Raw genomic sequence first — 16,403 nt, 5'->3', positions numbered from 1 at the left:
TCTTCCTTTCTCTCCTTTTCTCTTCCTCTCTTTTTCTTTTTCCTTCTTTTTTTTTCTTTTTCTCTGGCTTGGTAACCAGCTGAGGGTGAAAGTTAGCTGATCAGCTTTTAGGAGGTCTTGGTGTTGAATAGTTGATACTAGGTTTTTGTCCAGTCGGCATTCTTTGACAAAGTTGAAGTGGCTGTGGTTTTGCTCAGTATGAATATCTAGCCATTTACCTTCTTTAGCTAGGTAGATACGGAGGTGATTAAAGAGAGGGATTCCGAGATCATAGCTTGGTTTTCCTGGACAGGTCGGATAAAGTCCGAGAGCTGACCAGATGTACCAAGCTGAGAGACTGCCATTGTCTTCATCGCCAGGATAGGCTTGCCAACTTGGGTGAAAGGCCTTCTGACGGAGCGTCTTGATAAGAAGGGCAGTGTAGTCAGGGTAATCGCTGTAGCGGAAGAGATAAGGAATGTGGAAACTAGGCTGGTTGGAAATGGCTATTTGTCCAAAAGGAGCAGTAGCCATCTCGCTCATTTCGTGAATTTCGTAACCATAGCCTGTTGTTTCAAAGAGGGGAGCATCTTGACAGGCTTTCAAAAGATAGTTGCTAAAGGTTTCCTTTCCACCTATAAGCTGGATCAAGCCTGGGATGTCGTGGAGAACGCCTAAAGTTGCTTGGATGGCTGAACATTCGGCATAATCACGTCCCCAACTATAGGGAGAGAAGTCAGGGCGGAAGTTGCCTTGATTGTCTCGTGCTCGCATGTAACCTGTCTCAGCGTCAAATAGCTGGCGGTAATTTTGTGAAGCAGCCTTGTAGGTTTCAGCGATTTCTATGTTCTCTAGTTTTTTGGCACAGCTGGCGATACAAAAGTCACTATAGGCATAGTCTAGAGTATGGCTAACACTTTCATGGTGGTCGGTAGAGAGGTAACCTAGTTCTTGGTATTGGGCTAGTCCGTGGCGGCCATTGATGCCGAGAGGGTCGGCTTTGCTGGCTGTTTCGAGCATGGCTTGGAAGAGTTCTCCTTCTAGGTCGGGGGCCATGTCCTTACAGGCGCTATCTGCGATAATGCCGTCTAAAAGGGTACCGGGCATCATGCCACGTTCATCTGGAGACAACCATTTTGGAAGGAAACCAGTATCGCGGTAGTTATTGAGAAATCCTTCTAAAAAGAGACGATAATGCTCTGGTATGACAAGGGCAAAGAGGGGGAAGGTGGTGCGGAAGGTATCCCAGAAGCCATTGTTGCTAAAGAGGACACCGGGCTTGACAGATCCAGTAGTCAGATCCTTGTGGATGACTTGCCCTGACTCATCAACCTCATAAAAAGTCTGAGGAAAGAGGAAGAGTCTGTAGAGGCAGTGGTCAAAGAAGGTTCGGTCAGCCTCTCCTGTCTCTATAACGTCAAAACGATGGAGGAGATTTTCCCAATCCGCTTGGGCACTTGATTTACAGTTATCAAAATCTTCTTGAGGTAGATTAAGCAGTGCTTGATAAGGCGAGATGAAAGAAGTGGCTAGCTGAATCTCAGTATAGCTACTTGCTAAGTCAATTCGCCAGTCTCCCCCTTCTTGGCTAACAGCAAGAATATCCGTGTTCATTTGCAGGGCTGTGAACATCGTTAGTGGATTTTTGTTGGTCTCAGTTTTTCCTTCTTGTCGCAGGGCAAGAGTCCGCTTATCTACTTGCTCCACGGTCAGTTCATCTGCTGCGTGCAGATAGAGGGAGAGGGCTTTGCCTTGCTTTTGCTCCAAACGAATAGAAGCACCGTAGCAAGTCGGTGTAAGCTGGATTTCGATCTGATAGCGCAGGGAGAAAATTTTCAGATAATGAGGTTGGAAAGAGGCCTTATCTATGTCATAGGAAGATTGGCGGTGAAAGAGGCTGTCTCCACCCAGTTGACCGGTGACAGGTGTCAGAAGGAGCCAAGAGTAGTCCCCAATCCAAGGACTGGGCTGGTGGGTTAATCGAATCCCCTGAAAAATAGGCAGATGTGGATCAAAAAACCAAGAGCCCTCCTGGTCACTGGTCTGGGGTACAAAGTGATTCATTCCAAAAGGCACGCCTGTGTAAGGCAGGGTATTTCCTCGAGAAAAGGCATGCTTGCTGGCAGTGCCAAAGCGGGTATCGATGCTTTCAAGTAATGGTTTCATAGTCTTTCCTTTCGCTGTTTTTCTACATTATATCAGAAAAAGAGGGCCTTTAGAAAAGGAGTTTCAAAGATAACTATTTTGTAGAAAAATGACTATCATTTGTGTATGTATTTTCTGTCTCAAAAGCTATATACTGAAAATGAAACTTGTTTGAAAGAGGAAATTGCGCGATGATTTATTCGAAAGAAATTGTTAGAGAGTGGCTGGATGAAGTGGCAGAGCGGGCTAAGGACCATCCAGAGTGGGTGGATGTTTTCGAGCGTTGCTACACCGACACCTTGGACAATACGGTTGAAATCCTAGAAGATGGTTCAACTTTTGTACTCACAGGAGATATTCCTGCTATGTGGCTTCGAGATTCGACAGCCCAACTCAGACCCTACCTGCATGTGGCTAAAAGAGATCCCCTCCTGCGTCAGACCATTGCAGGTTTGGTCAAACGTCAGATGACCTTGGTACTCAAGAATCCTTATGCCAATTCCTTCAACATTGAGGAAAACTGGAAGGGGCACCATGAGACTGACCACACAGACCTTAATGGCTGGATTTGGGAACGCAAGTATGAGGTGGACTCGCTTTGCTATCCTTTGCAGTTGGCTTATCTTCTCTGGAAAGAGACTGGCGAGACTAGTCAGTTTGATGAGATTTTTGTCGCAGCGACTAAGGAAATTCTTCATCTGTGGACGGTGGAACAAGACCACAAGAACTCTCCTTATCGTTTTGTTCGTGATACCGATCGTAAGGAAGACACCTTGGTAAATGATGGCTTTGGACCTGATTTTGCAGTGACAGGCATGACTTGGTCAGCCTTTCGTCCGAGTGATGATTGCTGCCAGTATAGTTACTTGATTCCGTCCAATATGTTTGCAGTTGTTGTTTTAGGGTATGTGCAAGAAATCTTTGCAGCATTAAACCTAGCTGATAGCCAGAGTGTTATCACAGACGCTAAGCGTCTTCAGGCTGAAATCCAAGAAGGAATTGAAAACTACGCCTACACAAGCAACAGCAAGGGCGAAAAGATTTATGCCTTTGAAGTGGATGGTCTAGGAAATGCTAGCATCATGGATGATCCAAACGTACCAAGTCTGTTGGCTGCGCCTTATCTGGGCTACTGTTCGGTCGATGATGAAGTGTATCAAGCAACTCGTCGTACCATTCTGAGCCCTGAAAATCCATATTTCTACCAAGGAGAATACGCTAGCGGTCTCGGAAGTTCTCATACCTTCTATCGCTATATCTGGCCCATCGCCCTTTCTATCCAAGGATTGACAACAAGTGATAAGGCAGAGAAAAAATTCTTGCTGGATCAGCTGGTTGCTTGTGATGGTGGTACAGGTGTCATGCACGAAAGCTTCCACGTAGATGACCCAACTCTCTACTCTCGTGAATGGTTCTCTTGGGCCAACATGATGTTCTGTGAATTGGTCTTGGATTACTTGGATATCCGCTAAGGAGCGTGATTTATATTCTTCGAAAATCTCTTCAAACTACGTCAGCTTTATCTGCAACCTCAAAGCAGTGTTTTGAGCAGCCTATGGCTAGCTTCCTAGTTTGCACTTTGATTTTCATTGAGTATTAGCGCAACTGATTCTTGGAAAGAATCACAAATTTACATTTAAAACGTTAACAATAAAAATTTAAATTTAGAATGAGGTTTTACTTCATGGAAAATGTTGTCGTACATATTATCTCACATAGTCACTGGGACCGTGAGTGGTACTTGCCTTTTGAAAGCCATCGTATGCAGTTGGTGGAATTGTTTGACAATCTCTTTGATCTCTTTGAAAATGACCCTGAGTTTAAGAGTTTCCATTTAGATGGACAAACCATTGTCCTCGACGACTACTTGCAAATTCGCCCTGAAAATCGTGACAAGATTCAACGCTACATTGACGAAGGAAAATTGAAAATTGGTCCCTTTTACATTTTGCAGGATGATTACTTGATTTCAAGTGAAGCCAATGTCCGCAATACTCTTATTGGTCAGCAAGAAGCTGCCAAATGGGGCAAATCAACCCAGATTGGTTACTTCCCAGATACCTTTGGAAATATGGGACAAGCGCCTCAAATCCTTCAAAAATCAGGCATTCACGTGGCAGCCTTTGGTCGTGGTGTGAAGCCGATTGGATTTGACAACCAAGTCCTCGAAGACGAGCAGTTTACGTCTCAGTTTTCAGAAATGTACTGGCAGGGTGCGGACGGAAGTCGTGTCCTCGGGATTCTCTTTGCCAACTGGTACAGTAACGGGAATGAAATCCCAGTTGATAAAGATGAGGCCTTGACCTTCTGGAAACAAAAATTGTCAGATGTGCGTGCCTATGCTTCGACCAACCAATGGTTGATGATGAACGGATGTGATCACCAGCCTGTACAGAAAAATCTGAGCGAAGCTATTCGTGTGGCAAATGAACTCTTCCCAGATGTGACCTTTGTTCACAGTTCCTTTGATGAATATGTCCAAGTCGTGGAAAGTGCCCTACCGGAGCAATTATCAACGGTTACAGGTGAGTTGACCAGTCAGGAAACAGACGGCTGGTACACACTTGCTAACACTTCTTCATCTCGTATTTATCTCAAACAAGCCTTCCAAGAAAATAGCAACCTCCTAGAGCAAGTTGTAGAACCCTTGACAATTATCACTGGGGGTCATAACCACAAGGACCAGTTGACCTATGCTTGGAAAACTCTTTTGCAAAATGCGCCCCATGATAGTATCTGTGGCTGTAGCGTGGACGAAGTTCACCGTGAGATGGAGACACGTTTTGCCAAGGTCAATCAAGTCGGAAACTTTGTTAGGAGCAATCTTCTTAACGAATGGAAGGGTAAAATCGCTACAGCTAAGGTTCAAAGTGATTACCTCTTTACTGTCATTAACACAGGTTTGCATGATAAGGTTGATACTGTCAGCACAGTGATTGATGTGGCGACTTGTGATTTCAAGGAATTGCACCCAACAGAAGGTTACAAGAAGATGGCTGCTCTTACCTTGCCAAGTTACCGTGTGGAGGACTTAGATGGGCGTCCTGTAGAGGCTAAAATCGAGGATCTTGGGGCTAATTTTGAGTATGATTTACCAAAAGACAAGTTCCGCCAAGCTCGTATCGCCCGTCAAGTGCGCGTGACCATTCCAGTTCACCTAGCGCCGCTTTCTTGGACAACTTTCCAATTGCTGGAAGGAGAACAAGAACACCGTGAGGGTATTTACCAAAACGGAGTGATTGATACACCATTCGTAACGGTGAGTGTGGATGACACTATCACAGTTTATGACAAGACAACTCACGAAGCCTATGAAGATTTTATCCGCTTTGAAGACCGTGGTGACATCGGAAACGAGTATATCTATTTCCAACCAAAAGGAACAGAGCCAATCTATGCAGAGCTTAAGGGCTACGAGGTCTTGGAAAACACAGCTCGCTACGCTAAGATTTTGCTCAAACATGAATTGATCGTGCCTGTCAGTGCAGATGAAAAGCTAGAAGAAGAGCAAAAAGGCATCATCGAGTTTATGAAGCGTGAAGCTGGACGTTCAGAAGAATTGACAAGCATTCCTCTTGAAACTGAGATGACTATCTTCGTTGATAATCCACAAATCCGCTTCAAGACTCGCTTTACTAACACTGCCAAAGACCATCGTATCCGTCTCTTGGTCAAGACTCATAACACGCGTCCAAGCAATGATTCTGAAAGCATCTATGAGGTGGTGACACGACCAAACAAACCAGCTGCTTCATGGGAAAATCCTGAAAATCCTCAACACCAACAAGCCTTTGTTAGTCTGTATGACGATGAAAAAGGTGTGACTGTATCCAATAAGGGATTGAATGAATACGAAATCCTTGGAGACGACACCATTGCAGTGACTATTTTGCGTGCATCAGGTGAGCTAGGTGACTGGGGCTACTTCCCAACACCAGAAGCACAATGCTTGCGTGAATTTGAAGTCGAGTTTGCGCTTGAATGCCACCAAGCCCAAGAACGCTTTTCAGCCTATCGTCGCGCCAAAGCCTTGCAGACACCATTTACCAGCCTTCAGCTTGCTAGACAGGAAGGAAGCGTGGCTGCGACTGGTAGCCTCTTGAGCCATTCTGTTCTCAGCATACCGCAAATCTGTCCAACAGCCTTTAAAGTGGCGGAAAATGAAGAAGGCTATGTCCTCCGTTACTATAATATGAGTCAAGAAAATGTGCGCATATCAGAACATCAACAAACCATTCTTGACTTACTTGAGCGACCATATTCAGTTCATTCAGGACTATTGGCTCCACAAGAAATTAGTACAGAATTCATCAAAAAAGAAGAAATTTAATTTCAACAAGTAAACATAAAAAGAAAGGAGGGGCGAAAAGGTAAGAACTAACTGCTGATTTGCCCCTTTTATGGTAAAAACAATGACCATTGCAACGATTGATATCGGAGGGACTGGGATTAAGTTTGCCAGTCTGACTTCTGATGGGAAAATACTGGATAAGACAAGTATTCCAACGCCAGAAAGTTTGGAGGACTTACTAGCTTGGCTAGACCAGCGCTTGTCAGAACAGGATTACAGTGGGATTGCTATGAGCGTTCCAGGTGCGGTCAATCAAGAGACAGGTGTGATTGATGGCTTCAGTGCGGTGCCCTACATCCACGGATTTTCTTGGTATGAGGCGCTTGCTCATCATCAACTACCTGTCCATCTGGAAAATGATGCCAACTGCGTTGGGCTCAGTGAATTACTAGCTCATTCAGAGCTTGAAAACGCTGCCTGTGTCGTGATTGGGACAGGGATTGGCGGAGCCATGATTATCAATGGCAGACTGCACCGAGGTCGCCACGGTCTGGGTGGAGAATTTGGCTATATGACAACCCTTGCCCCTGCTGAAAAGCTCAACAACTGGTCGCAACTAGCGTCAACTGGCAATATGGTGCGCTACGTGATTGAAAAATCTGGTCAGACTGACTGGGACGGTCGCAAGATTTACCAAGAGGCCGAAGCAGGAAATGCCCTTTGTCAAGAAGCCATTGAGCGCATGAATCGTAATCTGGCGCAAGGCTTGCTCAATATTCAGTATCTGATCGACCCAGATGTCATTAGTTTGGGAGGCTCTATCAGTCAAAATCCAGATTTTATCCAAGGTGTCAAGGAAGCTGTTGAAGACTTTGTCGATACCTACGAAGAATACACGGTCGCACCCGTTATCCAAGCCTGCACCTATCATGCAGATGCCAATCTCTACGGTACCCTTGTCAACTGGTTACAGGAGGAAAAGCAATGGTAAGATTTACAGGACTTAGTTCCAAACAAACTCAGGCAATCGACTTGCTGACAAAGCATATTTCTTTACCAGATGTTGAAGTGGCTGTCACTCAGTCTGACCAAACCTCTATCTCTATCAAGGGTGAGGGTGGCCACTATCAATTGACCTACCGCAAACCTCACCAACTTTATCGTGCCTTGTCCTTGTTGGTAACAGCTCTAGCAGAAGCTGATAAAGTAGGGATTGAGGAGCAGGCGGCTTATGAAGAGTTGGCCTACATGGCAGACTGTTCTCGAAATGCGGTGCTGAATGTGGCTTCTGCCAAGCAGATGATTGAGGTCTTGGCTCTCATGGGCTACTCAACCTTTGAGCTTTACATGGAAGACACCTACCAGATTGAAGGGCAGCCTTACTTTGGCTATTTCCGCGGGGCTTATTCGGCTGAGGAGTTGCAGGAAATCGAAGCCTATGCCCAGCAGTTTGACATGACCTTTGTGCCCTGCATCCAGACTTTGGCCCACTTGTCAGCCTTTGTCAAATGGGGTGTCAAGGAAGTGCAGGAGCTCCGTGATGTAGAGGACATTCTCCTCATTGGCGAAGAAAAGGTTTATGATCTGATTGATGGCATGTTTGCTACTCTGTCTAAACTGCAAACCCGCAAGGTCAATATCGGGATGGACGAAGCCCACTTGGTTGGCTTGGGACGTTATTTGATATTGAACGGTGTTGTGGATCGTAGTCTCCTAATGTGTCAACACTTGGAGCGCGTGCTGGATATTGCTGACAAATATGGTTTCCACTGTCAGATGTGGAGCGATATGTTCTTCAAACTTATGTCAGCAGATGGCCAGTACGACCGTGATGTGGAAATTCCAGAGGAAACGCGTGTCTACCTAGACCGTCTCAAAGACCGAGTGACCTTGGTTTACTGGGACTATTATCAGGATAGCGAGGAAAAATACAATCGCAATTTCCGCAACCACCACAAGATTAGCCATGATCTTGCCTTCGCAGGAGGTGCTTGGAAGTGGATTGGATTTACACCTCACAACCATTTTAGCCGTCTAGTGGCTATCGAGGCTAATAAAGCCTGCCGTGCCAATCAGATTAAAGAAGTCATCGTAACTGGTTGGGGAGACAATGGTGGGGAAACAGCCCAGTTTTCTATTCTCCCAAGCTTGCAAATTTGGGCCGAACTCAGCTATCGCAATGACCTAGACCGTTTGTCTGCTCACTTTCAGACCAATACTGGTCTATCGGTTGAAGATTTTATGCAGATTGACCTTGCCAACCTCTTGCCAGACCTGCCAGGCAATCTCAGTGGCATCAATCCTAACCGCTATGTCTTTTATCAGGATGTCCTCTGTCCGATCCTTGACCGACACATGACACCTGAACAGGACAAACCACACTTTGCTCAGGCAGCTGAGACCCTTGCTGAAATCAAAGAAAAAGCTGGTGCTTACTCTTACCTCTTTGAAACTCAGGCTCAGTTGAACCAGATTTTAAGTAGCAAAGTAGATGTGGGACGACGCATTCGTCAAGCCTATCAAGCGGATGATAAGGAAAGTCTGCAAGAAATCGCAAGACAAGAATTACCAGAACTCAGAAGCCAAATTGAGCACTTCCATGCCCTCTTTAGCCACCAATGGCTGAAAGAAAACAAGGTCTTTGGCTTGGATACAGTTGACATCCGTATGGGCGGACTCTTGCAACGCATCAAACGAGCAGAAAGCCGTATCGAGGCTTATCTGGCTGGTCAGCTTGACCGCATCGATGAGCTGGAAGTAGAAATTCTGCCATTTAACGACTTCTACGCAAACAAGGATTTCGCAGCTACAACAGCCAACCAATGGCATACTATTGCGACAGCTTCAACCATTTATACGACATAAAAAACAAGAACACCTTGCCTGGCGCAGGGTGTTTCGCGTGAAACAGAAGAATTATCTAGTTTCAAATGCCACAGTTAGACAAACTTATGATAGAATAGCAGAAAGGGAATGTTTCCTAAGAGCAATTCTATCGATTAGCACTTAGAGGTATTGTGGTACACTTAAAATTAGTAAAACAAGAAATAGAAGCTGAAAAGCCAGCATCTGTAGAAGCCTGGGTCATTTTCGTCAAATTTTAAAAAGGTTGCTACCGACATATACAAATTCCAAAAACAAAAACGTTAGTAGAACTAGCAGATGTGATTTTATGGAGTTTTGATTTTGCAAATGATCATGCTCATGCATTTTTCGTGGATAATGTTGCGTGGAGTCATGCAGATTCTTACTTTCTTAGCTTTGTTAGTGATGATGTTGAAGAACGTTACACAGAAAATGTCTATCTGGATACCCTAAGTGTCAAACAAACATTTAAGTTTATTTTCGACTTCGGTGATGAATGGCGTTTTGAATGCCAAGTGCTGAGAGAAATCGAGGCGGAAGACGAAGAAGCTTATCTCGTACGTTCGGTTGGAACGCCGCCAGAACAATATCCAGATTATGATGGTTTTGACTATGAAGAATGGTAAAATTGATTGTTAAACAATCTAAAAAACAATTGGAATCAGTCTGTGTAGGCTTAGTATTTCAATTGTTTTTTTGTGATGGTTTCAGATAAGAGAGTTTTTTAATACTCAATGAAAATCAAAGAGCAAACTAGGAAGCTAGCTGTAGGTTGCTCAAAACACTGTTTTGAGGTTTCAGATGGAAGCTGAGGAGGTTTGAAGGGATTTTCGAAGAGTATAAATTTGTTGAGGGTGTAGCTAATACGTATTCAGTCTGGTAGATTGAGAAAACTTGACAAAAAATTAGATAGTGCTAGAATAACATTAACGAAAGACATTTGAGGGCAGAAAGGTTCCTGCCACACCTTGCAAAAAGGTATCTGAGATGCTGGGTACACCGACCAGCCAAAGGGTCCGTTATTTCAAAGGAGGGGCTTAAATGCTCCTTTTTTATTTAAAAATTTCAAAATAGATTACACTCACCGCAGGCTTAGGCTTGCGTTTTTTTGTTTGACAAAATTAAAAAAATGTGTAAGAATAAGTAGAATTGAAAACAGGAAAACTCACCTCCTTTCGATTCGTCTAGCCTTTTCGTGAGGCAATGAGGGGGCGGAGAGACGCGCTCGTCAACAGAAGTATCTCATTGGAAATGTTGCTCACTTTTTAGTGAGCTTTTTATCTAGGGAATAGAAATGAAAAGCAAAAAGTTAAAATTAGGTCAAATTGATTTAAAAATGTGCAAGGATTACGACCTTATTCAAGCGATGGACTATGACTTTAAGACGAAGGAAGTAATGAATAAAGGAAGGGGATTTGCGGTAACTGTTGTCAAAATACAGGGGCTAACTTTCTTGATTCCATTTAGAAGTTATATTCCTAAAAAGTATCAGTTGAAGTATAAGCTTCGAAATTCAGCAAAAGAAGGGTATGTTGAAGGATTAGATATTGGTAAAACCTTGATTTTAGAAGATGAAAGTTATTTGCTAAATACTACTTTTCGACTTCGAAAAATCGAAGATTATTATAAAGTAATGGACAATGATAGAGCTATAATTAATAAGTTGATAAAAGCTATTATAGACTATAACGGTGCTTTAGAAATGAACGATAGAAACAAACTTGAAGATCCTAAACGCTTTAAATTCTCAACATTCCAGAATTATTCTACTAGATTAAGAGTCATAACAGAAAAAGACTATTTAGAATAGATAATGTTTTTGCAGGTTCTGGCTTGCATTTCTATTTTGCAAAAACACGCATTTTGAACGATTAGAACCAGAAATTACAATCCTATTCTTCAAAAAAGAGTTTTCTTGAAGAATGGAAAAAGCCCGATTTTATGGGGTTTTAATTCTGATAAAATCCGATAATTTCGGTATGATAAGGTGAGGTAGTTATTGTCTTAATGCTCAGTTCCGTTCTGGAAATCGCTAGAATGTTTTCAAAAAATCCCGTAATAGTTGAATTATCTAAGCTTTAACAGTATAATCAAGTTAGTAGCTTCATCAGGAAGTTCTATGCTACAATATAGTGGGTGGCACGGCACCATCAATAAAAGATTCTATCTGCTGGTTTTTCTTATGAGAAATATAAACCTGGTATTCATAAACAGAGACATCCGAACGACTTGGGTAATGGTATTTACTTTTTTCTACCTTTTGACAAAGATACTGGTAAAACGATTGCTTCTGCTTATGTAGCAAAGTATAAGTCATTTGAACTAAGCAAACCCGGGGTTAGGTCTGAGTTAATTCATGCTAAAATCATCCTAAGCTCTATGAACAATATTTTTATGTTGGATGACCCAGCAAACCAAAGCTTATTAGAAGAATATCGACAAGCGGCATTTATTCAAATTGAACGTGAGATTACAGATATTGCAGATAGCGGAGCCAAAAATAGAGCTACTCTTCTTAACCAAAATCAAGGATTAATTATTGAGCTGTTGCTTGATTTAGCGTCTCAGCATGGGAAAAATTATGAAGCCGTGCAGTCTAAAACATATACAGATATTCCATTTTTACCAGTAATTAACGGAAAGAACGGAGAGGAAATTTGTATCCGTGATTTAAATTGTATGACAAACATTTTATAAATAAGGAGGCTTTTATGAGTTTATTGTCAAACTTTTTAGGAACTGAAGAATTTTCTTTGATGGATTCTCCAATGTTCCAAGAATTAGTTGAAAAGATTAAGGCCAACAAAATTTATTCAGTAAACAATGAATTTGATTATGATTTGAATATATCAGGAAGTCTTAAAAAATATAAAGATGAAATCCATTTTACTTCTCAATTAAATAATCAAAAAGAGTTTTATGATTTGAATTCTATAACTAAAGTAAATGCAATGCCTAAATATAATATAAAAAACAAGAAGTCATGTTTTTCATATTTACCAATAGATTCTGAAAACTTAATTACAACAAAAGAAAATAGTGAGGTGGCAGCTTAATGTCCTCTTTACAATTTAAAGATTATTTTTTAAATGAAGTATCATATCGAAGAAATCCTAGTTTTGACCAAACAAATAGTACTATTAATTTACATCCTGAATTGTCTGCACAGATTTTAATAAGAAAATCTGAAAACCTTGCTTATGTTAACTTGATAACAAAGCAAGGAAATATAGATTCAGATGATTCTGCTTTTGAGCTTATTGTAGATACTGTTGGAGAATTTTCATTTATATATGACGAGACAGAATTTGATATTGATTTTGAAACTTTTCTTAAAGAGAATGGTTTAGCAATTCTTTGGTCCTATATTCGGCCTATCGTATCTGATATGATTACTCGGGGGAATGAGTTCCCAAACTTCATATTGCCTGTCGTTAACATTAAAAAATGCTTGAAGACAAAGATTCTATCAAGTTAACATACGAATAAAAACAGTGTATGTATTTTTCAAAGTTCCAATGAAATGCTTTCACATTTAAAAGGTATTCGGAGAACTATAAATCAAAATTGTGATAAAAATAAATAGGACCAAAGAGTTTTGTATGATAGTAGTGCAATTTGAAACTCTAGCTGTTTCTCGAGCTTATCGTTCTTGAACTATAAAATATTTCTAAAAAACTGATAGAATCATATATTTTAATAATATACGAAGAATAACGCTGATTTTTCAAGCGTTTTTTCTTTTAAAACAGCTAGCAGGTGGTGAAGTGAAAAGCTTGACGATCAAGTCAAACAATGTTGGTTTCAGCTTGCCGTATATATGTTGAGGCTGGGTAAAAAACAAATTTCAGGAGAAAATGAAGTCAATATTTCCACGATAAGATATATGATATCAAGCTTAGTTCATAATGTTTGATTTATAAAAAGAAAGAGAGTATAATGAGTTAAACCTACCTAAAGTATGCTCAAATATTTTAGGGGGGGGCTTTTTATTTGCCCTTCCATTATATATTAACCGATAATTATCGGAAAAGGAGCAAAATGATATATGTTTTATAAAGGTAATGAAGATAGAGAAAAGCGCTTGCGGTTTTCGATTCGTAAGGTTAGTTTTGGAGCTGCTAGTGTTGCAGTAGCAGCCTTGTTCATGTTTCCAGGAAATGGGACAGTGTCTGCCACAGAGCAAGGTGTAACCCCAACTAATGAGGGAAGACAAGGCTTACCACTGAAAGAGCCAGATGTCCAGAATGGAACCTACGGGGCGACTCCAGTAGTCAGTCAGTTGGATGGAAATTCTGGTACTAGTGAGGCTTCCGCTCCGAAAGGTCAAGAAGAAACAAGTACTCCAACATCTACTGATGCAAGCGCACCATCAGTCGAATCACCTACTGTTTCAAAAGAGAAAGAAGAAACATCTACTACTGCTTCAGCAACAGAAGAAAAGTCAGCAGAGAAAAATACTGAGGTGCCATCTACAGAAGCAAATAGCGTAGAAAACAAAGAACAAACAAGAGTAAAAACTGAAGAGAAAGCTGCTACTCCAGTAACAGAAAGCCACAAACCGAAATTACGTAAAAAACGTGCTGTAGATGCTAGTCCAACGGTAGCGACAGATGCTGATTCAGATGCGAATCAAGTGTATACAGCTCCACGTGCAAATGCAGGGCTAGATGAATTAAAAGAAAAACTCCAAGAATTACCAAATGCAATTCAAAATAATACCAAAGTTAATAATATGGATGGATTGGGTGCAGCAACGGGAGTTGAAGCTGGAAAAGTAAAAGAAATAACAGAATTTGGTGGCTGGAAAGCAGTAAATCAAGCGGATGGTAGTGCTGGAAAATTCGTTGTTGCAAGAGCAACAGATAAAGGAGTCTTTCCTATAGAGACAATTAATACTGTAGGGAGTGATAGAAAGGCTTGGATAGGTGAACAGTCTGTTGATAGAAATAGTAAGTATATGTTATTCCTATCAGAGGTTAGGACGCAAGCTACACGAAACAAGGAATCATATGAAAGTCTACCTTATGAAGACCGTCAAAGAGATAAAAGAGGTGCTGTTGTCGCGATAGGAGTTAAAGGGTATAAAGGTGTAGAGAAAACATTTAAAGTCTATGATACAAAAACACCTGGAAAAGTAACAGTAGATTTTAAAACAGGATTTAGTGGAATAATAGAATCGGGTTCGGATGTTACGGTTGCTAATTATAAAGTAGAAGTATTTAGTATAAGCAATAGCGGCGAGACTAAAGTATATACCACTGAGTTTGATCCAAAGAAACCAAGTGATGATGATAAAAAGACTGTAGTGGCGGCAAAAGTAAGTACAAGGGCTCAGAGTACAAATGTAGCTGGAATAACTGAAGCAAATAAAGCTGCTGCATTGGAAGAACTGGCGAAAGATAGATACAAACCTTATGCTACAGGAGGAAGATTTACTAGTAAAGAAATAGAGTTACCAGAAGGAACTACAGAGTATAAGGTAAGGATTAGTGCGGCAAATGATAGATATTTAGGAATGGATTATCACTCAAGATTTGAGCAATACGCTTTACCACTAACAGGGGTCGGTTTTAATATTTCACAAAATACAAATGTTATAGCGAAAGATCTTTTAACTAAAATTTATGCTAAATTGAAAGAAACAGTTGTTGAAGACGAAAAAGGAATGACTACAGACTCTATAGCAGCTTATGATGCTGAGTTGGTAAAAGTGCAAACACTTGTAGAGGCAACCAATTTAACAACAACTGATGTTTATAAAGTTGCATTAACAACTGCACTACAAAAGAAAGATGAGTTAAAAGTTGATAAATCAACCTTAATAAGTTCAAAAGCTTCTTTAGATGATTTAGTAAATGACGATCCAACTCCAGGTAAGACGCCAGAAACTGTTGAGGCATATAATCTAGCTAAAACTGCCGCGGAACAAGAAGCTGAAAAGGCAAAAGCAGTTATAGACAGTGATACAGCAACTGTTGATGAAGTAGCCCAAGCTGTGGCTAATGTAACGGCTAAAAGAGCAGAATTAACAGCAGCTAGAGCACTTTTAGTGGTTGCTGCAACAGATGCACAAAAGACTAAATTACAAAATGATTCGGAGGCGTTGAAAGAGGCAAATAAGACAGGTAAGACGCCGAAGAGCATAAAAGAATATGAGGATAAATATAAAACATTAGAAGCTGCATTAACTGCCGCAAAAGAGCAAGCAAAAACAGTACTAGATAAAACAGTAAACGCAGGTAAAGTAGAAGCAACGTATGCTCAAATTGAAGTTGATAAAATCAAAGCTGAATTAGATAAAGCAGCTACCCTATTGAAAGATAAAGGAAACACAACTGAATTAGAACAGGCTAAAAATGATTTAAATGATTTCATAAACCAGCAAACAACAGCAAGGGTGACAGAAGGTCAAACAAAAGATAGTCAAGATGCTTATACTACTGCAAAAGCTGCCGCAGATAAAGCGGTAACTGATGCACAAGCTGTAATTGATAGTGAAAATTCAACAGTAGAAGATGTAGCGAATGCATTAGCTGAGATTAAAGTTAAAAGAGCAGCGTTAGAAGCAGCTAAAAAGAATTTAGTCCCCGCAGCGACAGAAGCTCAAAAAGCAAAATTAGAAAAAACTGTAGCAAAACTAGTAGAAGCAAGTACGGAAGGAAAAACTCCAGACAGTATTCATGCGTATAATACAAGAATACAAGAAATCACAGAGGAACTGAATCAAGCAAAAGCCGCTGCAGAAAAAATCAAAACAGATGGAGCAAATGCTACTAAACTAGCTGCTCTTGAAGCTCAAGTAGCTGTTGATGAAGCGCTAGCGAAACTAGAAGAAGCCAAATCAGCTCTAGTAGAAGCCGCTACAGCAGAGCAGAAAGCGACATTAGCAGAAGCAGCAAAACTGGAAAAAGCAAGCTTGGAAGGAAAAACACCTGATAGTGTTAACGAGTACAATGCGAAGTATGATCAGTTAGCAACTGACTTAGAAGCAGCCAAACAAGCAGCCCAAGAAGTAGCTAAAAAAGGAACTAATGCAAGTGAAGTAGAAGCATTGAAAGCACAAGAACAAGTGAATGCGATTAAAGCCAAACTAGCAGAAGCAGCAGGAGTTCTAAAAGAT

11 protein-coding genes are annotated in these 16,403 nt (G+C 41.1%); 10 read left to right on the top strand and 1 reads right to left on the bottom strand.

Features of this window, described 5'->3' with window-relative positions; translation table 11 throughout:
- A partial coding sequence (locus HT671_RS07060) for a GH92 family glycosyl hydrolase (RefSeq protein ID WP_240153270.1) occupies positions 1–2,145 on the bottom strand: 2,145 nt, incomplete at its 3' end.
- A gap of 170 nt (positions 2,146–2,315) precedes the next feature.
- On the opposite strand from HT671_RS07060, the gene HT671_RS07055 reads away from it, so the two are divergent.
- The 10 genes from HT671_RS07055 to HT671_RS07010 form a co-directional block, all read left to right on the top strand.
- Positions 2,316–3,596: a glycoside hydrolase family 125 protein gene (locus tag HT671_RS07055; RefSeq protein ID WP_138703202.1), complete on the top strand. Its 1,281-nt coding sequence runs from the start codon at positions 2,316–2,318 to the stop codon at positions 3,594–3,596.
- A 212-nt stretch (positions 3,597–3,808) separates the two neighbouring features.
- On the top strand, positions 3,809–6,454 hold the full coding sequence (locus HT671_RS07050; protein WP_138703203.1) for an alpha-mannosidase: 2,646 nt from the start codon (positions 3,809–3,811) through the stop codon (positions 6,452–6,454).
- An 82-nt stretch (positions 6,455–6,536) separates the two neighbouring features.
- A complete protein-coding gene (locus tag HT671_RS07045) occupies positions 6,537–7,406 on the top strand; it encodes an ROK family protein (RefSeq protein WP_166735333.1) in 870 nt (289 codons plus the stop codon).
- Positions 7,400–9,280 carry a beta-N-acetylhexosaminidase gene (locus HT671_RS07040; protein WP_138703205.1) on the top strand — a complete coding sequence of 627 codons (1,881 nt, stop codon included), beginning with the start codon at positions 7,400–7,402 and terminating at the stop codon, positions 9,278–9,280. The genes HT671_RS07045 and HT671_RS07040 overlap by 7 nt, the downstream gene beginning before the upstream one ends.
- Positions 9,281–9,579: 299 nt before the next feature.
- The gene (locus tag HT671_RS07035) at positions 9,580–9,906 is read left to right on the top strand and encodes a hypothetical protein (protein ID WP_049541360.1); all 327 of its coding nucleotides are present in this window, start codon (positions 9,580–9,582) and stop codon (positions 9,904–9,906) included.
- A gap of 668 nt (positions 9,907–10,574) precedes the next feature.
- The gene (locus HT671_RS07030) at positions 10,575–11,090 is read left to right on the top strand and encodes a hypothetical protein (RefSeq protein WP_023941483.1); all 516 of its coding nucleotides are present in this window, start codon (positions 10,575–10,577) and stop codon (positions 11,088–11,090) included.
- 419 nt (positions 11,091–11,509) lie between these two features.
- The gene (locus HT671_RS07025) at positions 11,510–11,977 is read left to right on the top strand and encodes a hypothetical protein (protein ID WP_226372393.1); all 468 of its coding nucleotides are present in this window, start codon (positions 11,510–11,512) and stop codon (positions 11,975–11,977) included.
- Between the two features lie 14 nt (positions 11,978–11,991).
- Positions 11,992–12,336, top strand: coding sequence for a hypothetical protein (locus tag HT671_RS07020; RefSeq protein ID WP_023941484.1), 345 nt, complete (start codon positions 11,992–11,994; stop codon positions 12,334–12,336).
- Positions 12,336–12,758, top strand: coding sequence for a protein-export chaperone SecB (locus HT671_RS07015; RefSeq protein WP_240148690.1), 423 nt, complete (start codon positions 12,336–12,338; stop codon positions 12,756–12,758). Before HT671_RS07020 ends, HT671_RS07015 begins: the two co-directional genes overlap by 1 nt.
- Before the next feature lie 570 nt (positions 12,759–13,328).
- On the top strand, positions 13,329–16,403 hold a 3,075-nt coding region (locus HT671_RS07010; protein WP_172923101.1), incomplete at its 3' end, for a YSIRK-type signal peptide-containing protein.

This window comes from Streptococcus sp. 2741, from assembly GCF_013276315.1.
In the GTDB taxonomy this organism is placed as follows: domain Bacteria; phylum Bacillota; class Bacilli; order Lactobacillales; family Streptococcaceae; genus Streptococcus; species Streptococcus pseudopneumoniae.
This window is presented reverse-complemented; position numbering and strand designations above follow the sequence as displayed.

Excerpts from the sequence above, each read along its gene's own strand:
- HT671_RS07055 (WP_138703202.1), top strand. The coding sequence starts at position 2,316 with ATGATTTATTCGAAAGAAATTGTTAGAGAGTGGCTGGATGAAGTGGCA.
- HT671_RS07050 (WP_138703203.1), top strand. The coding sequence starts at position 3,809 with ATGGAAAATGTTGTCGTACATATTATCTCACATAGTCACTGGGACCGT.
- HT671_RS07045 (WP_166735333.1), top strand. The coding sequence starts at position 6,537 with ATGACCATTGCAACGATTGATATCGGAGGGACTGGGATTAAGTTTGCC.
- HT671_RS07040 (WP_138703205.1), top strand. The coding sequence starts at position 7,400 with ATGGTAAGATTTACAGGACTTAGTTCCAAACAAACTCAGGCAATCGAC.
- HT671_RS07030 (WP_023941483.1), top strand. The coding sequence starts at position 10,575 with ATGAAAAGCAAAAAGTTAAAATTAGGTCAAATTGATTTAAAAATGTGC.
- HT671_RS07020 (WP_023941484.1), top strand. The coding sequence starts at position 11,992 with ATGAGTTTATTGTCAAACTTTTTAGGAACTGAAGAATTTTCTTTGATG.
- HT671_RS07015 (WP_240148690.1), top strand. The coding sequence starts at position 12,336 with ATGTCCTCTTTACAATTTAAAGATTATTTTTTAAATGAAGTATCATAT.